We start from the raw sequence: 19,050 nt of genomic DNA, 5'->3' as shown, positions 1-19,050 counted from the left end.
AATTTGGTGACTAGTGGGACTAGTCTTACGAAGGCCGGCCAGATTGACATCGTGGCTGATGAAAATTCATTCACCGATAAAGGGTTGAGACTCATTTCACCCTGCCGAAGCCGACTCAACGAAAATCCCGCGACGAGATATTTAACTCACCCAGCCAATTACTGCGATCCTCCAGCTTGTGAGCGATCAGATGCACAACCTGCCCCTCGCGCTGTACCTGACCGTTGACCAGTAACAGCCGGGCGTTCAACACCACCTGACGAAAATGCTCCAGCATCTTGGGCCAGATGACCAGATTGATCTGGCCGCTCTCGTCCTCCAGAGTGGCAAACATCACGCCGCTGGCGGTATGGGGCCGCTGACGACAGATCACCAGGCCGGCCGAGCGCAGGAAGGTGCGATCGCGCGCAGCCTGCACCTCGGCCGCCGTGCGCACCCCGGCGCGGCGCAGGCGGGTGCGCAGCAACTGTAGCGGGTGCCGGCGCAACGACAGGCCCAGGGCGTCATAATCGGCGCACACCGCCTCCCCCAGCGTCGGTTCCGGCAGAGCGACTCCCCGCTCTTCTGTCGACGCGGCAAATAACGGGGTTGGTTCCTCGACACCCAACACCTGCCACTGGGCCTGGTAACGGTGCCCACCCAATCCGGCCAGGGCATCGGCGGCGGCCAGGGCCTGAAGATCGCGTTCGTTGAGTCGGGCGCGCCGGGACAGGTCAGTGATATCGGCAAACGCTTTTATTTGGCGCGCCTCGACCAGGCGTGCCGCACCGTTGCACGACAGTTCATTGACCAGGTGCAGTCCCAGCCGAAGTTCCGGTCTGGCGCCCCTGCCTGGCTCCAGGGAACTATCCCAGTTGCTGCGGCGTACATCCACCGGATGCACCCGCACACCACGGCGCCGGGCATCCTGGATCAGCTGTGCGGGGGCATAGAAACCCATCGGCTGGCTGTTGAGCAGACCGCAGAAAAAGGCCGCCGGATGGTGACATTTTAGCCAAGCCGAGGCGTAGGCCAGCAAGGCAAAGCTGGCTGCGTGGGATTCGGGAAAGCCGTATTCGCTGAAGCCCTTGATCTGATCGAAGATGCGCCCGGCAAACTCCTCGCTATAACCACGTTGGCGCATGCCATCGAACAGCTTGCGCTGAAACACCTCGATGCCGCCACGGCGTCGCCAGGCCGCCATGGCCCGTCGCAGGGCGTCGGCCTCGCCGGCGGAAAAACCCGCCGCCACCATGGCCAGTTTAATCGCCTGCTCCTGAAACAGGGGCACCCCCAGGGTGCGTTCCAACACGCTCCGCACCGCCGGGCTGGGATAATCCACCGGCTCCAGTCCCTGCCGTCGGCGCAGGTAAGGGTGCACCATGTCCCCCTGGATCGGTCCCGGGCGCACAATGGCCACCTCGATCACCAGATCATAAAAACAGGCCGGGCGCAGTCGTGGCAGCATGGTCATCTGGGCTCGGGATTCGATCTGGAATACGCCGACAGTATCTGCTTTGCTGATCATGGCGTAGGTGGCCGGGTCTTCCGGCGGGATATCCTGCAGACGAAACGGCTCTCCCCGGTAGTCACTGATCAGTGCCAGGCTGCGCCGGATGGCACTGAGCATACCCAGGGCCAGTACGTCGATCTTTAACAGCCCAAGGGCCTGCAGATCATCCTTGTCCCACTGAATGACCGTGCGCTCGGGCATGGCTGCATTTTCAATCGGTACCAGCCAGTCGAGCCGTTTTTGCGCAATGACAAAGCCCCCGACGTGCTGTGAGAGATGGCGTGGAAAGCCGATCAACTGGGTGGTCAACCCCAGCAACTGGCGTATCTGTGGCTGCTCCGGATCAAACCCCAGTTCGCGAATGCGCTGGATGTTCAATCGGCGGCCGTCCCACCAACTGTGGGTGGTGGCCAGGCGCTCCAGCGTATCGCTATCAAAGCCCAGGGCTTTACCGGTCTCACGCAGGGCACTGCGGGTACGGTAGGTGATCACCGTGGCGGCCAAGGCGGCCCGATGACGGCCGTACTTCTCATAGATGTACTGGATGACCTCTTCACGCCGTTGGTGCTCGAAGTCCACATCGATATCGGGCGGTTCGTTGCGTTCCTTCGAGATAAAGCGTTCGAACAGGGTCGACAGGCGTGCCGGGTCCACCTCGGTGATACCCAGGGCGTAACAGACCGCCGAATTGGCCGCCGACCCCCTCCCCTGGCAAAGAATTCCCCGCTCACGGGCAAAGCGCACGATGTCGTGTACGGTCAAAAAATAGGGCTCGTAGTTGAGCTCACCGATCAGCTGTAACTCGTGCTCGATCTGATCCCGCACCTTGCGACTGACCCCGTCGGGCCAGCGCACCTGCATACCGGCCTCGGTCAGGGTCCGCAGATGGGCCGCCGGGCTGAGTCCTTCTGGCACCAGTTCATCGGGATACTCATAACGCAGCTCGTCCAGACTGAAACAGCAACGCTCGGCGATAGCACAACTCTGTTGCAACCATTTTCGGGGATAGATCCGTGACAAGGTCGCCAAAGGCCGAAGGTGACGTTCGGCATTGGGATAGAGCGCCCAGCCGGACCGGGCCAGTGTGGTGCGATGGCGGATGGCGGTCACCAGGTCCTGCAGTCGCTGACGTTCACGCCGATGCATGTGCACATCACCAGCGGCCACGATCGGCAGGCCGAAGTGATTGGCTGCGGCACGCAACGAGCGCAGATAGTGTGGCTCATCACCGGTTAGCAGCCGGTTGGCCTCCAGCCACAGGCGGCCGCCAAAGCACTCTGCATAGCGGGTCAGTCGATGCTGATCCTGCGGGTTGTCGGGGTGCAGCAGGACCAGGCAACCCGGCAGATTATCCAGGCCATCGATAGCCAGCCGGTATTGTCCTTTATCGGCGGCCCGCCGAGCCCGGGTGATCAGGGCACTCAACTCGGCGTAGGCCTGGCGGTCAGTGGCCAGCAGCACCAGCCGGTCACCCTCCTCCAGCCGGAATTCGCTACCGATGATCAGCGGCAGCTCCTGCGCCCTGGCCTCTTCGTGGGCCCGCACCACACCGGCCAGGGAACACTCGTCGGTCAAGGCCAACGCGCGATAGCCCAACCCGGTGGCCTGTGCCACGAGCTCTTCCGGGTGTGATGCACCGCGCAGAAAACTGAAGTTGGAAAGGCAATGCAACTCGGCGTATTCGACAGGCAACGGGGTCACCTCAACCAAAACGGCCGTGCAGGTACCAGTCTCGCTCATTGGCCTGCCTGAATAACCACAGCCTGGCGCCGTGGCTGTCGGTGGCGATGAAGTAATCACGCCGCACCCAACGGCCCTGCCACCAGCCGCTCTCAATCCGTTCCGGTCCCTGTTCCAAGCGCAACGGCCCATCGCGCCACGGCCCTTCCGGTCCCTGCCGTAACCGCTCCGGTGGGTCCAGCAGCCACAATGGGCGTTGCCCCATGGGGTTTCCTTCGGCTGACTCGCCCAGGCCCCATGCCGACTCGGGGCGATGGTCGGCTAATACCCCCAGTCGCCGCACCGTATCCCGGCCCAGGCGTGCCTGCAGGCGTTCCCATAGAGTTTGTTCTTCCAGTTGCCCGGGCGCATGACCAAAGAGTCCCAGGCTGGCGTGATTAGCCAATCGGAAATCGACACTGGCCAGGCGCAGTCCCAATACCGGCGCCTGCAGTGCTTCCCGCTCCAGACGGTCACGCCAGAGTTCCAGCAAGTAGTCCGGATCACGATGAGGCTGAAGCAGCTGCAAAACGATAGCGGAGGGTGGTATATCCACATACTCCAGTGTCAGCGTCAGCTGATCGATGGTGGCGTCGGCACCCAGCAGTGCCCCGCCCAACTCCTGCAACAAACGCCGCAGGCCAAACAGCAGTCCGGTGCAGTTATCGACCTCGGCCGGCAATTCCAGCCGCGCCTCAAATCGACGAGGCGGCTGGAAACAGGAACGGGGATCGGGCTGGTGACCCAGGGCGCGATCGAGCCGATCGAGCCACTCCGCACCAAAGCGTCGTCGCAATCCCGCTCTTGGCAGGCGCAGGCACTCTCCCAGATGTCGCAGTCCCATACGGCGCAGTGCCTGGCGCTGTTTGTCCGACAAATCCAGACAACCTAACGGGAGCACGGTGAGTGCCGTATACAATGCTTTGTCCTGGGTGATCACCAGCGATTGGGGCAAGGCGCTAAACCACCAGGCCGCTTGGGGATTGGGTGCAATAGCGGTGCGAGGCGAGTGACCGAGCCGGGCACAACTGGTGATTACCTGTTGGTGCAGCGCGGCCACCCCGCCGAACAGGCGCCGGCTGGCACCAATCTCCAGCAGCAGCCCATGGGGGGACTGGAGCACCACTTGGGAGGTGAACTGCATAGCCCAGTGGGCCAAGTGCTCCAGCCCTTCAGCCTCTTGCCCCATATCCCGGTCAACAATAGTGAGATCCGGCACCAATAGCTGGGCTTTCTTCATGCTCATGCCCCGACGAATACCAAGCTGACGCGCGACCGGACTGGCATCAAACACCTGCTGACGATTGGCGTGCTGTTCACGAATTACCAGGGGCACAGCTGCCGCCTGCATGGATGTGGCGAGCCGCTCCAGCGCAAGGTGCGAAAAACGCAGGGCCAACCAGAGCATGTCACACTGCCAAACAGGTGTGGGCACCAGGACGGCGTCCACGGCATTTAAGCAGTTCCACACCCAGTCCTTGGGCTTGTGCACTCAACAGCAGACGCAAGGCTGCCGGAGAGCTTTGCGAGGCCGCCGCCCGGGGACGAAACAGAAAACCGGGACACTCCCCCTGCTCGGCGGCCAGTTGCAGGCGGCGCAATATCCGGGTGTTGATGGCCTTGGGCCAGAACAGCACCGCACCGCAGCTTCCTGATCGCAGGCACTGCTCCGCCACCCAGGCGGCGTCGCCAGCCTTATCGGGGGAGATCCAGCACATGCTGTCCAGGGATATCCGTGCTTGGCGTAGCGCCGGGGCATAAGGAATATAGGGTGGTGAGATCCAGACTGCCGGCTTTCCTGTTTGTCCCAGTTTACTCAGCAATGGACGCAGCAGGCCCAGTTCGCCGATACCGTGATGATCGAGCAACAGCTCGGTGAGTGCCGCCCCCGGCCACCCGCCACCGACCAGCAGCGTATCAAGGTCCGTATAACCACTGGATAACGTCTTGGGCTGATGGCCAAGGAGCAGTTTATCGCCGCGCCAGACAGGGACGCTTGAGAGGATTTCTTCCAGGATCATCGTTCTCTTACCAGGAGGCAGTAGGCGGAATAGCGACAGCTACCTGATCACTACGAATAAGGGATCTATCGCTGTTCGAATCTGTGCTTTAAAGCATAGAGAACATATGGAGAACTTTCAACAGGTTGTTGTGCCGGGTGTTGCACAGGAGCGGGACAGCCAGATGGGTTTTCTACACAGATACATCAAATGGGGGCCGCCACCTCGCGACTCTGGCGAGGTGGCGGAAGTGTGTGTCTGCTATGCCTGCTCTATCTGGGCATTTGCGGATAGTGGTAGGGATATCTCACCGCGGGTCCATAGACCGGCGGACGTGGCGGGTAAGGCCAGTAATAAGGTGCTACCTGAGGGTTAAAGCCCCAGGGATATCCGGGTGTAATGAAGCCACGTTGATAGGGTAACGGATAACGTCGGCCCATTGTGGTTGGCGCTTGTTGCATGTTATTTGCCGAATTCCCAGTCTGACCCTGATCTATCCCTGGCGTAGCAGCCGCAGGTGCGGGTGATTGAGTTGCTTCAATACGATTGGGCATGGGCCGCTGGGGATTGGTCCACATCGGGGCTACTCCAGGACGACTGTATCCTGATGCCATGCCTGGCGAAGGCTGTTGATCTTCCACTGGGCCGGCAACGCTTGTCGGTGGCGCCTGACTCTCTGAGTCTGCTGATCCAGCAAGCGCGCTGTTGTTTTCCGCCACAACGGCAGTTTCTTCAGCCTGTGGGCTGGTGTCGCTGTCTGTTGATCCAGTCATCGCTACCGGCTGTTGTTCACTGCCCTCACCCACTGATATTTGCCCTGTTTCGTCGTCTGCGGACTGTGATACCGGGGCAGGCGCGGGGGGCGTTGTGGTGGCAGCTTGCTGATCCCCTTCTGCCGGATCCGTTGCAGAGATGGGAGCCGCTACTTCGGTAGGTTTGTTGTCCTGTACTTCGGCATCGGCTGTTTCCACGGTTGTGGTGGCAGCTTGCTGATCCTCTTCTGCCGGATCCGTTGCGGAGATGGGGGCCGCTACTTCCGTGGGTTTGTTGTCCTGTACTTCGGCATCGGCTGTTTCCGCGGTGGTAGTGGCTGTCACGATAGCCGATGCATTGTCACTGGAGGTTTGATTGGCGGGCGCCGAATCAGAACCATCCTTTGCTGCTTCTACCATTGCCGCATCTTTTGCATCCGGTTGATCGGTGGCTGTTACCGGATTACCGGTTTGCGTTGTATCGGTTGATGAGTTGTCTGTGGTTGCGACCTGTTCCGTCTTGTTCATTTCAGCGTCGCGCAGTGCGGTCTCATCGCCAGTTCCATCGCCATTGTTGGTGAGCGTGCGTAGGTAAAGTAATCCGGCTACGATGACAATGGTCCAGATAAATGACTTTTGCCAAAATCCGAGGCCGCTCCCGGTGTTTTTGGCTGGCGGGGGTGTCTGTTTTTCAGCTGAATCAGAAGGCATGAGTCCCATCTCCTCTAATCGTTTCTGAACATTTTCATTCCGCGGTGAGGTATCTTTCTGCTGCTTTTCTCCCGACTTCGGGGCAGCGGCAGCTATTTCGGCAGTCACTTCTGTTGTCTTATCAGAAACCTGATCAGTTGCATTGACTGATGCTTCGGTCACCGGATCCGAATCAGGATTCACTGTGTCAGCCATATCTTCGGGTGGTGTTTCTTGAGCAGATACCGCAACGGGTTGTGGTGACTCCGGCACTGTTGCCGGCGATGAACTGCTTGCGTCTTTCTCCATACTGGCCGCGATGCCGCTTTTTCTGGCCGCTTTTTTCTTTGGCGCGGCCTTTTTCTTTACGCTGACTTTTTTCTTGGCGGCAGTTTTGGCTTGAGGTGTCTTTTTCCTTGCGGCCTTTTTCTTAACTGGCGGCGTATCCTTGTCTGTTACCGTTTCCCCGGTAGCTTCCTTTGGTGCCTCGTTCAGATCATCCTCGGCCATATTCTCTACTCCTGAGTTGTTCCACTTCATCCCGAAAGCCTATCGTTTGCGGGCAATAGATTCTATGTGCTGGATCAATCCTAGCAGTTCTAACCGGGCGCTCAGACATTGGATATCTTTATGAGGATATAGAGGGATGATTGGGCGTTGGCGGAATTTTACTTTTCCAGTGATTCAACCAGCGCTTCTATCAAGGCAATAATTTGCTCCATACCTCGACCGATATGCTCTTCGATCTCTTTCATCGAAATCGGACCGTCTCCTTTTCCCGCCGCCCAGTTCGCCACCACGGCGCAACAGGCATAGTCCAGTCCCAGTTCCCGGGCCAGTGCTGTTTCCGGCATGCCGGTCATGCCGACCAGAGTGCAGCCATCCCGCTCCATCCGGTTAATCTCCATGGCGGTTTCCAGGCGCGGCCCCTGGGTGGCCCCATACACGCCGTTGGCAACAACAGGGATATTGGTGGTTTTTGCCGCCATCATTAATTGTTGGCGTATCTTTTCACTGTAAGGATAGGTGAAATCAATATGCGTAACCTGGCTCAGGTCATGCTCGAAATAGGTGTGATCCCTGCCATAGGTATAGTCGATAATCTGGTCTGGTATGGCGATAACACCGGGTGCCATCTCTGAACCTATACCGCCGACAGCGGCAATAGCTAGAATTTGCCTGGCGCCGATATGCTTCAGTGCCCAGATATTTGCACGATAATTGACCTTGTGGGGCGGTATGGTATGGGCGGTGCCATGTCGTGGCAGAAAGGCAATCTCACGGTTTTTGAATATGCCGTGGGTAATTGGTGCCGAAGGTTCTCCATAGGGGGTATGAATTACCTGTCGCCGGGTGATCTCAAGTTCTTGAAGCCGGGTGAATCCCGAACCACCAATTATTGCCAAGTCAGTCACTGTATCCACCCTGCCACATTTAATTAATGGGTTTTACTGGTAATAAAACAGTTATAAATCCAGATCGAGAGAGGGATTCTCTTCATACTGCGCAATAATTTCCAATGCATGTTTCCATCTTGGATCAAGATGCAGGGCATCTTTGGATAGCGCCTTTCTACCATGCATGCGCACCAATCGCATCTGCGCCGCCGGATCGGTGTAGTCCGCCAGCGCCTCTAACACTTCGGCCGCACCTGACGGGTTATTGCAGACCAGTACCATGTCACACCCCGCCGCTAGCGCCACCCTGGCCCGCTCGGCAAAACTCCCGGCCTGTTCCGCGGCGGCCATGGTGAGATCATCACTGAATATCACACCGTGGAAACCGAGTTGATCGCGAAGTACGTCCTTTAACCAGAACCGGGAGAAGCCGGCCAGTTGCCGATCGGCCTGCTCGTAGATCACGTGGGCGGGCATGATGGCATCCAGGCCATAATCGATCATGCGCTGAAAAGGGATTAGGTCCTCCATCAGCAGGTCGCCCATCGGGCGGCGATCTACCGGCAATTCACAATGGGAGTCTTCGGACACGCCGCCATGGCCGGGGAAATGCTTACCGACCGCGGCCATCCCCGCTTCATGGACGCCCATCATCCAGGCATGGGCGATTTCAGCCACATTGAGTGGTTTAGCATCAAAGGCCCGATCACCGATGACACTACTGAATCCGAAGTCAAGATCCAGTACCGGCGCAAAACTGAAATCAACCCCGACGGCACGCAACTCCGCCGCCATTAACCAGCCGATGCGTTGTGTAATAGCCTTGGCCTTTTTCGGATTGGCCCGATTCAGCTCTCCAAACCAGGCCGCGGGTGGCAGTCGGGTAAACCCCTCTTTGAATCGCTGCACCCTGCCCCCCTCCTGGTCTACCGCAACCAGTAGTGGAGGTATGCGCAAGGCATGTATCTCGGCAATTAGGGAAGCAATCTGGTCGGGCGATTCATAATTTCTGCTGAACAGAATTACCCCCCCGGCGGCGGGATGACGCAGTAATTTCCGCTCATCTTCCGTGAGCGCCGTTCCCTGAATATCCAGCATAAGCGGGCCGTGGCTCATGGAGCGAATTCCTCAATCATCATTTTTTTCAATCGGCTATACTGTGCGGCTTGATTAGGAGGGGAGTCCGTCCGGTCTTTCCACTGTGGATTCAGTGTTAAGTCTGGCAGACTCCTGAATCAAGCATTACAAATTAAACGGATTCGGAAGTAAAGATGCGTTTTTCAACCCTGCTATTGAGTGCTGCACTTGTCTTGTTTACGTCTATACTTTTCGCGGCCGACGGGGAGATTGATGATGCGAAAGCACCCGCTACCATGGCCTATTACGAGCTGTCTCCCTCCATTGTGGTCAACGTCAAAGGAAGGGCGAAATATATTCGCTGTGATGTGCAGCTCATGACCCGGGACGAAGCTAAGCTTCCCGCTATCAGTCTGCATGCCCCGGCGCTGCGCCATGAACTGATCTTATTACTGAGTGATCAACAGGGAACCGATATTCGCACAAGCAAAGGCAAGGAAAAGTTGCGAAAAATCGCGCTTAAATCACTGAAGGGTGTCATGAAGGCGCAGGTTGGCGATGAGATGATTGATGATCTTTTCTTTACCACTTATCTGGTGCAGTAGCTGTATCGAACTTCAAAACTGCTCGCGTATATCCACGATAGTTCCCACCGACACCTGGTCGTATAGCTGGATCAGTTCGCTGTTACGCATCCGGATACATCCATGGGATGCCGCCCGTCCCATCGGCTCACTGTCCGGTGTGCCATGGATATAGATAAAACGTCTCAGGCTATCGACTACGCCGCCCCGGTTTCTGCCCGGTTCCAGTCCGGTTAACCAGAGGATTCGGGTCAGGATCCAGTCACGATCCGGGTTGGCGGCTGCCAGCTCAGGCGTATGTATTTCACCGGTGGGCCGGCGACCAATAAATACGCTGTTAGTCGGTTCACCATCCCCAATCTTCAGGCGGATGCGGTGCAGACCACGCGGAGTACATTCGCTACTCTGGAGTTCGCCTGGGCCGTTACGTGCGGTTGAGACTGAATAGGTTGCGACACACGCACTCCCGGACAGCAGGCGCAGTTGCTGCCGTTCCAGGTCAACCTGAATATGTAGGCCCTGGCGACTCACCACTGGGTGTAGGGATGCTTGACCAGGCTGGCATTGTAATAGCGGGGATCTCCAGACACCTCTTTGCCAGCCCAGGGTGGTAGCTCAAACGACTCATCTTCACTGTTTAATTCAACCTCCGCCATGATCAATCCCTGATTCTCTCCAGCAAACAGATCCAGATCCCACACATGGCTTCCCCATTGCACCTTATATCGCGTTTTATCAATAAAGGGATGCTCGGCCACCTGTTCCAGTATCTGTTCGGCATCCGACAGTGGGATTTGATACTCAAACTCCGCCCTCGTTATGCCTGTGGTAGCGCTCTTGATATTCAGATAGGCGACCTCACCGGCAATCCGGACCCGCACGGTAGCGTTTGGCTGATTGGCGATGTAGCCCTGTTTCAATACCGATTTAGAGAGTATATTTTCTTTCCATTTATCATTTATAACCAAATACTTGCGTTCTATTTCTAAAGCCATTTATATATCCGCCTATGGTTTCTCAAAGAGCGCAATCGATTCGACATGGGCCGTATGGGGGAACATATCCATGACGCCCGCCGAGACCAGCCGATAGCCATGCCGGTTTACCAGCTCCCCTGCATCCCGTGCCAGGGTACCCGGGTAGCAGGAGACATAGACAATTCGTTTTACGCCCAGTCTGGGGAGATGCTCAAGCACCTCAGCAGCGCCGGAACGGGGCGGATCGAGCAGGGCCTTGTCGAAATGCTCACGCAGCCAGGGCTCCTTCTGCAACGAATCATACAGGTTGGCCGTATAGTAGCGGCTGTTTTCAATGCCGTTGTGCCTTGCGTTCTCCCTGGCCCGGGCAACGAGTCCCGCGTCCCCTTCCACACCAACCACTTCAGCCACGCCCCTGGCAATCGGCAGAGTGAAGTTACCCAGTCCGCAGAACAGATCCAGCACTCGGTCTTCCGGTTCCATGGCCAGCAGTTCCAGTGCGCGTTCAATCATCAGGCGGTTCAGGGCGCTGTTCACCTGGGTGAAGTCGTTGGGCAAAAAGTGAATGTTCAGGTCATACGCCGGCAGCGCATATTGCAGATCAACCGGCTCGCCGTTCAGCGGGATGACGGTTTCCGGACCGCCGGTCTGGGTGTAAACGGCGATATCCCGTTCCCTGCCAAAGGCCAGGAGCGCCTGCTCATCGGCAGACGACAGCGGCTCAAGGATGCGAAACACCAGCACGCACCGGGTGTCGCCCATCGCGACTTCAATCTGGGGTACACGCTCTCTGATGCTAAGTGATCCGATCAGCTCGCTCAGGGGCGTGATGAGCTGTCCAACCCGGGGATGCAGGATATGACACTCCGAGAGATCAGCCACATAAGGAGAGCCCCGCTCACGAAACCCCACCAGCACCTTTCCTTTCTTGGCCACGTATTTCACCCCAAGCCGGGCTTTTCGCCGATAGCCGAAGGTGTCACTGCTGACAAGCGGCGGTAATATCGCTGCCGGTATCACCTTGCCGATGCGCTGGAAAGCATCCATGAGCGCCGTCTGTTTGGAGAGAATTTGTGCGTTCGTGGATTGGTGCTGAAGGGAGCAGCCACCACACAGGCCAAAATGGGGGCACTGGGGTACTACTCGATCAGGTGAAGCGGTGATGATTTCAATGGCTTCACCTTCATCAAACTTTTTTTGCACCCCTGTATAGCGAAAGCTGACGGACTCCCCCGGTAATGCGCCCTGTATAAATACTGCCTTGCCGTCGATGTGTGCCACCCCACGGCCGTCATGACTCAGGGTGTCGATACCTGTTACTACCGGATCTTGTGGCAACTTGCGTCTTCTTGAACGTCCCATGAAACCTAACATTCCTCATTCAGGAAAGGCTATCTGTAAAATATCAACGGCAGCCTGTCCGGCTGCCGTTGATTCTGTAGAGCGGGATAACAGTCAGCGGGTTATTTCTGTACCCAGCCGCCACTTGCGTTCTGATACCACCATCCCCTGGATGCTTTCTCAACCCAGGTACGGGCAAAGGTGGCACGGATTTCAGGCTCCCACTCGGGGTGACCATTGGCATCGGCAATCGCGCGATAAAGGGCGCTACGGTCGCTGTTTTCGCTACTGATCAGCCCCTGTACCTTGTTGCGATCCTTGAGCGGGATCGCTCCGGCGTCGTGTACCGCGATCATGGCATCCCGGGTAAATCCCACCGCACCGCTGTTGTAGTGTGGTGTCAAGGCGCTGTTGCGGCTCTTCATGCTGGCTTGCAGTTTGCGGATAGCCGGCGAACTGGCATTAAAATCGGGTTGAGCCGCCTGGGCCGACGGGATCAGGAACTCGAGCGTCCCGGATGCGATGGTTTGAAATAGTGACTGGTTGAGTGATGAGCTCTTTTTTTCGTCCTTATTCTGCTCTTCCTGCTGTTTTTGCTTGCCCAGGATATCGTCCACTATCCGTTCAGCTGCCTCTTCTGCCTGGGCCGCGGGAAAATAGATGTTGATGGTAACGCAGGCGGCAAGAAACAACAGGGTTGCCAACATACTGCCTATTCTTAATACTTTCATCGGGTTAGCTCCTTAAATGCCATTCTATATTTTTACTATTTGATTACGGGCGCCCCGCCCTCTGTGATCTGTTTTAACTTGCTTACCAGCACCTGCCAATCGGTCTTTCGATTAAAGCCCATGATGTCGATCCGGGGTAATCCACCGCCTTTGACCAGGTAGTAACCCCTGTCGGCAGCTTCAATTCCGCCCATGTGGCAGACCCCACGCTCAAGACGACAACTGATACCAAGCCGGTCGTATCCAAAATCTTCAAACATCCTCAGGAAGCTCCGGGATATGGCACCGGAAACTCCCGATCCACCCAGGTTAGAGATATTATCCACCGCCTTCTGGTTGATGCGGTGCCGGCTATCGTCATCCTCCGGTGTGTAGAAGGCCGCATTGAACGACACGGGAGCCCAGTCTTCCAGCCTGAGATCGTCTACGCGGCCTTCCAGTTTCCCGGTAATCTTACCAAATGAGAACGCGCGGGTCAGAGTTTCCAGCTCAATATCCTTCAACTCCAGGTCGGCACTCAGCGCAGGTAATGCACCAAACAGATCATCCAGCTTAAGGTCCCGAATAACAATCTCTCCATCAAAAATCTTTACCAGTGCCACACCATTCACGGCAATAACGCCGTTTTCATACGAGAGTCCGGGAATCATTCCGGAAAGCTGTCCCGCGAGCGGAGGCCAACCGACGGCGCTACTGATTGTGGCCATGCTGATCGGGGTGAGGTAGCCTTGAAACTGGACCTTGGGGCCCGATTCTCCCTGCTCCAGGGCAAACTTCTCAGCCTGTAATTTACCATCCAGTATCGGTATGCTTGCCTGTTTCACGAGCGAAACAGCCCCGCCGGAGAGATTCAGATCCACTGCCGTGGCACCCAGCGTGATGCCCCCGAACAGATGCCCCCCCTGCCAACTGAGGTGGCTCTCTTTCGCTAACCCGCTGGACCAGTTGATTTCCCCATCCAGGTCATACAGGGCAAACTGACCCTTGCCGTCCCCCCGTACCTGTAGTCCCTGCTCAATATAGACATCCTCAAGGCCGACTCTGAGCTGGGTATTGTTTTCCAGATGAGTGATATCCACGGCAAATTGTCCAGCCAGTTCCATATCCTCAAGCTGGGGATTGGCCAGTACCGGCAGCACATTATCACGAAATAGTGCTGCCAGATCCGCCGCTTTCGATGTCAGGTTCAACGCAACCAGCCGTGTTTCGTTTTCAACCGATATGTCTGCTGACCCGGTGATATCCAACCTCTCCGGCTGACTGAATTTGAATGTATCGAGGGTGATCAGCGACTTATTTGTCTGATAACGATAAGCGGTTTCCAATGACAGAGGATGGCTGGATGGCGAGAGATAAAACAGCGGTGTCAGCACTTCTCCGGCAGAGATGTCCATCTGCTGTTTTCCGGACCAACTCCCCTTGCTTAAGGAAAACCCACCACGCCATTCCCCCGTCAACCCCTGTCCGATATAGTTTCCCGATTGATCGGAAAAATTGACGTCGGTGAAATTGATACGGGTACTGCCCCGGTGTAATTGGGCGCCTCTCCCACTCAAGTCCATGGACAAACCAAAGCGCCCATTAAGCGATAACCAACCGATCGGCTCTGCCAGCGCGGCATGCAGTTTTTCCAGCTTGTTGATCTCGACATCACGCCCCCTCAGCAACAAACGCCACTGCTGTTTGTCGAGCTTCATCTCAGCAGTAAATTTACCGCCAGACAGCGTGATATTATCCAGATATATATCAATGAGTTGAGACGATATTTTCCAGTCAATTCTGGATGTTATACGGCGCTGTTCCTGACCGTTCAGTGAGAAATCGATCAGACCCTCCTGGCAGCTGATCCGATCATCTTCGATCTTTCCGCTCTGGCAGGCAAAACGAAGCGTTCGAACGGGAGCCGGTAACCCCGGATGTCTGATCTCGTCAGCGGAAAGTATAAAGCGGTCCTGAGGTGACTGAAGATCAAGTTGCAGCACCACCCCCTGGGCCTGCCACTCCTCGTCACCGATATTGCCCAGGGAAAGTGAAAAATAATCGGAGGCCGTGAGCGCAAAAGGCGCTAACAGCAGTGCGCCAAAAATGCCTGCCAGGTTGAAGAAGTAAGCTGGGTTATTCAGCCGGGAACACACCCGTTGAAAGATATCGATCGCCCCTGTCACAGATAATCGCCACAATGGTTGCATGCTCTACTTCCTGCGACAGTCGGAGCGCGGCCGCCACCGCGCCACCGGAAGATATACCGGCAAATATGCCCTCTTCCATGGCCAGACGACGGGTAACATCCTCGGCTTCCTCCTGGGTCACATCCAACGTCCGGTCCACCCGTTTCTTGTCAAATATCCTGGGGATATATGCCTCCGGCCAGCGCCGGATACCGGGTATCTTCGCTCCTTCTGCAGGTTGAACACCAATAATCTGTATCGATGGATTCATCCCCTTCAGATATTGCGATACCCCCATAATTGTACCTGTGGTACCCATGGCACTGACAAAATGGGTGATCTCTCCCTCTGTCTCATCCCATATTTCCGGCCCGGTCCCCTCGATATGGGAGAGTGGATTATCGCTATTTGAGAACTGGTCCAGAACCTTGCCTTCACCCCGTTGTTCCATCAGTTGCGCAAGGTCCCGCGCACCTTCCATGCCCTCCTCTTCCGTCACCAGAATGAGTTTTGCGCCATACGCTCGCATTGAGGCTCGCCGTTCAACACTCAGATTGTCCGGCATGATCAGTATCATCCGATACCCCTTGATCGCGGCCGCCATGGCCAGCGCGATACCGGTATTGCCGCTGGTCGCCTCTATCAGCGAGTCCCCCGGCTGGATATCACCCCGCTCCTCCGCGCGTTGAATCATGCTCAACGCCGGGCGATCCTTGACTGAGCCGGCCGGATTATTCCCTTCGAGCTTAACAAGCACGGTATTCGTGGTGTTTCCGGGTAAACGCTGCAGACGCACAAGCGGTGTATGACCGATAAATTCTTCAATGGTTGGGTAATTCATGCGGAAGGCTACTGTGGGGTCCTATGAAAAGAGGTCATTCTATAGTATAGAACTGATATATTCTGACAGCGGCGTTTCCGCCGCAAGTCGGCATTTAGTCTATCAATAACGCCAAGAGAACAAAACAGAAGCATCATGAAGTATTCGCATCCAGTTATTAACAGCCCAAAATGGTATTGGGCTTTGGGTCTGGGGGCGATCGTCTCCCTGCCCGTTCAGGCCATGGATGCCGTCAGCCCGCTTCCTGAGGAGCTGTTTTTCAGTGAGGTACCTGTGGTGTTATCTGCCACACGCCTGAAGCAGTCACTGCCGGATTCCCCGGCATCAGTTACTGTAATTGATCGGAAAATGATAGAGGCATCCGGTGCCATTGAACTGGTTGATTTGCTGCGTTTAGTGCCCGGTTTTCAGGTCGGCTACGACACTGGGTCACGATTTACCGTCACATCCCATGGCAATACCGACCGATTCGCCAGAGACATGCAGGTATTGATCGATGGCAGATCCATCTACGACCCGGCTTTCGGTGGAATAACCTGGAGTAACCAGGAGCTGGACATGGATGACATACAGCGCATCGAGGTGATTCGCGGTCCCAATGCCAGCACTCATGGCTCCAACTCTTTTGCCGGAGTCATTAATATCATTACCCGGCACCCCTCGGAGCAACCCGCGATTCGGGTCAAGACCCTCGTTGGCGACGGCGGCAGACGGCAGATCTATAACCGGTTTGCCGGCAGCGAGGGCAATCTTGCCTACCGCATAGCCCTCAAATATGACGAGAATGATGGTTTTGATAACCGGCATGACAGTTCAGACACGCGTTGGCTCAGTCTCCGCAGCGATTATCAGATCAACAGCCGGGATGCGTTGTTGTTCGAACTGGGCGGGAGCGGCGGGACCCACCAGGATGGTTTTCCCGGCGATGCCGCCCAACCACTCCGTGCAATGGACGAGAGCCACGCATTTCAGCAGCTACGCTGGACCCGCAGCCTCTCCCCGGGCAACGAGTTTTATCTTCAGTTCTACCATAACTATCAGGAGATTGATGACAGCTTCTCAAATGCTGTTAACTTTGCACCCCTAAATGTCTCCTTGGGTTATGGATTCGAATCCCAGCGTTATGATCTGGAGATGCAGCATACTTACGACTTCAACCCGGCCCAGCGTGTGGTCTGGGGTCTGGGGGTAAGACAGGATCAGGCCAAGGGGATCTGGACATTCAAACACAATGACTGGATGACCCGGGATCAGTATCGCGCCTTCGGCAATTTCGAGTGGCGGCTGAACGATAACCTGCTGCTCAATCTTGGGGGCATGTATGAAAAATTCGAACAGAAGAAAGGCTTCTTCTCCCCGATGGCGGCAATCAATCTGAAGCTGGACGAATTGAATACCCTGCGTCTGCGCGCCACCAGTGCCTACCGGATGCCTACCTTCTGGGAAGACCATGCCGACCTGTCAATTGTACAAACAGGCTCTATGATACCGCTGGTTCAACTGTTTAAAACCAATATCAACCTGCGGCCTGAATATATCGAATCCTTTGAATTGGGATACCTGGGTAATTTCCAGGAACAGGGACTGACCCTCGATATGAAGCTGTTTCATGAAGAGATCAAGGACATGATTGCCGAGGTAAAGGATTTGGGCACCCCGGATCAATCTTCCACCTATTTGAATAACGGGAGTTTCAATATTGAAGGTTTCGAAGTCGGCCTGCGCTGGGACCCGTCACCACGCAGTATGCTGCATATCGGCTATAGCTCGATCAATACGTATGGCATTCGCGTCAATAAGATTAATCCGGTTGAATACCGATATCTGCTGGGCTGGGCACCGGATCTGACCATGAGCATACTTGCCAGCCACCAGTTTGCGAATGGAATTAAATTGAGTTCCGCCTACTACTACATGGACGATTTCACCTGGGCTGGTGATGGTGATCCAGTAGATATCAACAGGCGGTGGGATATCAAGATTTCAAAACAGTTTGAGCTGGAGCGTGCCGATGGAGAAATCTCATTAATTTTTCAGAATATCGGACCGGATAATAATTTTCAGGATTATCGTCTCGATAACGTCTGGACAGACCGGGTATTTCTACAGGCCAGTTTGAACTGGCATTGAGGACAACATGTCTTCCCGCGGGTAACCGTAACTTTTACATGGAGGTTTTATTGTGACTTTTTACCAGAGGCATCGGCAGGCCTAGTGTCGTGACTTGCCTGAACCCTTGTCTTAGGCTTGGCTATCTATTGATACCGATGCGGTATCGCAGGTGGTTATTTTCTGCTTTTTTGCACACCTTGGGCTTTCTGTTGATTCTGCCCTACAGTTACGCAGGGCAACATAGTGTAGCTGTCTTCAGTAGCGGTTCAGCCCCGGTTTATAACCAGGTTGCCAAGCAACTAAAATCCTATCTCGGTGAAAAATGTGCTGATGTTAGTCCGACCTGTTCACCACGCCAGATCTTTATCCTTACACAGCCCTCCGACGGATCCACTCTTGTCATTCCGCCAGACACAAAGCTGATTATTGCGCTCGGACAGCATGCCGGTGAAGAGATACATGGCATGAATACCGGCATACCTATTCTACATGCCCTGATACCAGAAGCGGCTTATCAACAAATGGGTAAAGATAAACAACACTCCGCTATTTATCTCGATCAACCGGTCAGTAGACTCCTGCAACTAGCGCGAATAATTCGACCCGATCCACATATTGGTCTGTTGCTGAGCCCGCTCACAAAAACGCTACAGGATGAACTGATTACAGAATCATTGAGACAGAATATTCCCGTCTCTTATCGTAATGTTGGCTCCACAGAGATGGTTGGCCATCTGCTGAAAGAGGTTCTGGAAGAGAGCAATATATTGCTGGCCTTACCGGATCCAATGATATTTAACAGCACTACTATCTTCAACATCCTGCTGTCGAGCTATCATAATAAAATACCGGTAATCGGGTTTTCATCCGCCTATGTGAAGGCCGGCGCGTTGATTGCCGCCTACTCAACACCAGAAGATATCGCACGTCATCTGGCGGAATATACCAACAGATACCTGAATTCCGGTGCAGAAACATTGCCGGAACCGATATATCCGAAATACTTCAGTGTGTCAGTCAACCATAGTGTTGCCAGGTCACTGGGAATATCACTTCCGGATGAGACTGATATTATTCGTCGGATGTTGGAAGACAGTAAACCATGATAAGACGAAGACGTTATTCACGGATCAAGACTCGTGCACTGCTCCTTGGCATAGTGCCGGCGG

Annotated in this window: 15 protein-coding genes; 3 read left to right on the top strand and 12 right to left on the bottom strand. The window is 55.5% G+C overall.

Annotation, left to right across the window (positions count from 1 at the left end; all coding sequences use genetic code 11):
* Positions 1-115 precede the first annotated feature (115 nt).
* The 6 genes from ACHZBF_RS08685 to nagZ all read right to left on the bottom strand — a co-directional run bounded on the left by ACHZBF_RS08685 (position 116) and on the right by nagZ (position 9,166).
* Positions 116-3,232, bottom strand: a complete 3,117-nt coding sequence (locus ACHZBF_RS08685) for an error-prone DNA polymerase (RefSeq protein WP_321528215.1) — start codon at positions 3,230-3,232, stop codon at positions 116-118.
* On the bottom strand, positions 3,195-4,646 hold the full coding sequence (locus tag ACHZBF_RS08680) for a Y-family DNA polymerase (RefSeq protein ID WP_321528214.1): 1,452 nt from the start codon (positions 4,644-4,646) through the stop codon (positions 3,195-3,197). The genes ACHZBF_RS08685 and ACHZBF_RS08680 overlap by 38 nt, the downstream gene beginning before the upstream one ends.
* Complete coding sequence (gene imuA, locus ACHZBF_RS08675; RefSeq protein ID WP_321528213.1) at positions 4,621-5,232, bottom strand: translesion DNA synthesis-associated protein ImuA; 612 nt, start codon at positions 5,230-5,232, stop codon at positions 4,621-4,623. The genes ACHZBF_RS08680 and imuA overlap by 26 nt, the downstream gene beginning before the upstream one ends.
* A gap of 251 nt (positions 5,233-5,483) precedes the next feature.
* The gene (locus ACHZBF_RS08670) at positions 5,484-7,163 is read right to left on the bottom strand and encodes a prolipoprotein diacylglyceryl transferase (protein WP_321528212.1); all 1,680 of its coding nucleotides are present in this window, start codon (positions 7,161-7,163) and stop codon (positions 5,484-5,486) included.
* 158 nt (positions 7,164-7,321) lie between these two features.
* Positions 7,322-8,068 (bottom strand): S-methyl-5'-thioinosine phosphorylase, encoded by a 747-nt coding sequence (locus ACHZBF_RS08665; RefSeq protein WP_029132543.1) that lies wholly within the window; start codon positions 8,066-8,068, stop codon positions 7,322-7,324.
* 51 nt (positions 8,069-8,119) lie between these two features.
* Complete coding sequence (gene nagZ, locus ACHZBF_RS08660; protein WP_321528211.1) at positions 8,120-9,166, bottom strand: beta-N-acetylhexosaminidase; 1,047 nt, start codon at positions 9,164-9,166, stop codon at positions 8,120-8,122.
* A 155-nt stretch (positions 9,167-9,321) separates the two neighbouring features.
* Here nagZ and ACHZBF_RS08655 point away from each other — a divergent pair, with 155 nt between their 5' ends.
* Complete coding sequence (locus tag ACHZBF_RS08655; RefSeq protein ID WP_029132541.1) at positions 9,322-9,732, top strand: flagellar basal body-associated FliL family protein; 411 nt, start codon at positions 9,322-9,324, stop codon at positions 9,730-9,732.
* Between the two features lie 12 nt (positions 9,733-9,744).
* Here ACHZBF_RS08655 and ACHZBF_RS08650 read toward each other — a convergent pair whose 3' ends face one another.
* The 6 genes from ACHZBF_RS08650 to cysM form a co-directional block, all read right to left on the bottom strand.
* Positions 9,745-10,242, bottom strand: a complete 498-nt coding sequence (locus ACHZBF_RS08650; RefSeq protein ID WP_321528210.1) for a L,D-transpeptidase — start codon at positions 10,240-10,242, stop codon at positions 9,745-9,747.
* On the bottom strand, positions 10,239-10,706 hold the full coding sequence (locus tag ACHZBF_RS08645) for a CYTH domain-containing protein (protein ID WP_321528209.1): 468 nt from the start codon (positions 10,704-10,706) through the stop codon (positions 10,239-10,241). Before ACHZBF_RS08645 ends, ACHZBF_RS08650 begins: the two co-directional genes overlap by 4 nt.
* Positions 10,707-10,718: 12 nt before the next feature.
* On the bottom strand, positions 10,719-12,050 hold the full coding sequence (gene rlmD, locus ACHZBF_RS08640) for a 23S rRNA (uracil(1939)-C(5))-methyltransferase RlmD (RefSeq protein ID WP_321528208.1): 1,332 nt from the start codon (positions 12,048-12,050) through the stop codon (positions 10,719-10,721).
* A 101-nt stretch (positions 12,051-12,151) separates the two neighbouring features.
* The gene (locus ACHZBF_RS08635) at positions 12,152-12,760 is read right to left on the bottom strand and encodes a YdbL family probable chaperone protein (protein WP_029132537.1); all 609 of its coding nucleotides are present in this window, start codon (positions 12,758-12,760) and stop codon (positions 12,152-12,154) included.
* Positions 12,761-12,795: 35 nt separating this feature from the next.
* Positions 12,796-14,949, bottom strand: a complete 2,154-nt coding sequence (locus ACHZBF_RS08630; protein WP_321528207.1) for a hypothetical protein — start codon at positions 14,947-14,949, stop codon at positions 12,796-12,798.
* Positions 14,876-15,769, bottom strand: a complete 894-nt coding sequence (cysM, locus tag ACHZBF_RS08625; RefSeq protein ID WP_029132535.1) for a cysteine synthase CysM — start codon at positions 15,767-15,769, stop codon at positions 14,876-14,878. Before cysM ends, ACHZBF_RS08630 begins: the two co-directional genes overlap by 74 nt.
* 135 nt (positions 15,770-15,904) lie before the next feature.
* Here cysM and ACHZBF_RS08620 point away from each other — a divergent pair, with 135 nt between their 5' ends.
* Both ACHZBF_RS08620 and ACHZBF_RS08615 read left to right on the top strand, forming a co-directional pair.
* Entirely contained in the window at positions 15,905-17,899 is a 1,995-nt protein-coding gene (locus tag ACHZBF_RS08620; protein WP_321528206.1) for a TonB-dependent receptor plug domain-containing protein, read from the top strand.
* Positions 17,900-18,036: 137 nt separating this feature from the next.
* Positions 18,037-18,987, top strand: a complete 951-nt coding sequence (locus tag ACHZBF_RS08615) for an ABC transporter substrate-binding protein (protein WP_321528205.1) — start codon at positions 18,037-18,039, stop codon at positions 18,985-18,987.
* Positions 18,988-19,050: the final 63 nt, after the last annotated feature.

It is taken from the genome of Sedimenticola selenatireducens, from assembly GCF_963675335.2.
Classification (GTDB): Bacteria; Pseudomonadota; Gammaproteobacteria; order Chromatiales; family Chromatiaceae; genus Sedimenticola; species Sedimenticola selenatireducens.
This window is presented reverse-complemented; position numbering and strand designations above follow the sequence as displayed.

Coding starts and splice junctions, on each gene's coding strand:
- ACHZBF_RS08685 (WP_321528215.1), bottom strand. CDS start 3,232: ATGAGCGAGACTGGTACCTGCACGGCCGTTTTGGTTGAGGTGACCCCG.
- imuA (WP_321528213.1), bottom strand. CDS start 5,232: ATGATCCTGGAAGAAATCCTCTCAAGCGTCCCTGTCTGGCGCGGCGAT.
- ACHZBF_RS08670 (WP_321528212.1), bottom strand. CDS start 7,163: ATGGCCGAGGATGATCTGAACGAGGCACCAAAGGAAGCTACCGGGGAA.
- nagZ (WP_321528211.1), bottom strand. CDS start 9,166: ATGAGCCACGGCCCGCTTATGCTGGATATTCAGGGAACGGCGCTCACG.
- ACHZBF_RS08655 (WP_029132541.1), top strand. CDS start 9,322: ATGCGTTTTTCAACCCTGCTATTGAGTGCTGCACTTGTCTTGTTTACG.
- ACHZBF_RS08645 (WP_321528209.1), bottom strand. CDS start 10,706: ATGGCTTTAGAAATAGAACGCAAGTATTTGGTTATAAATGATAAATGG.
- rlmD (WP_321528208.1), bottom strand. CDS start 12,050: ATGGGACGTTCAAGAAGACGCAAGTTGCCACAAGATCCGGTAGTAACA.
- ACHZBF_RS08635 (WP_029132537.1), bottom strand. CDS start 12,760: ATGAAAGTATTAAGAATAGGCAGTATGTTGGCAACCCTGTTGTTTCTT.
- ACHZBF_RS08630 (WP_321528207.1), bottom strand. CDS start 14,949: ATGCAACCATTGTGGCGATTATCTGTGACAGGGGCGATCGATATCTTT.
- cysM (WP_029132535.1), bottom strand. CDS start 15,769: ATGAATTACCCAACCATTGAAGAATTTATCGGTCATACACCGCTTGTG.
- ACHZBF_RS08620 (WP_321528206.1), top strand. CDS start 15,905: ATGAAGTATTCGCATCCAGTTATTAACAGCCCAAAATGGTATTGGGCT.
- ACHZBF_RS08615 (WP_321528205.1), top strand. CDS start 18,037: ATGCGGTATCGCAGGTGGTTATTTTCTGCTTTTTTGCACACCTTGGGC.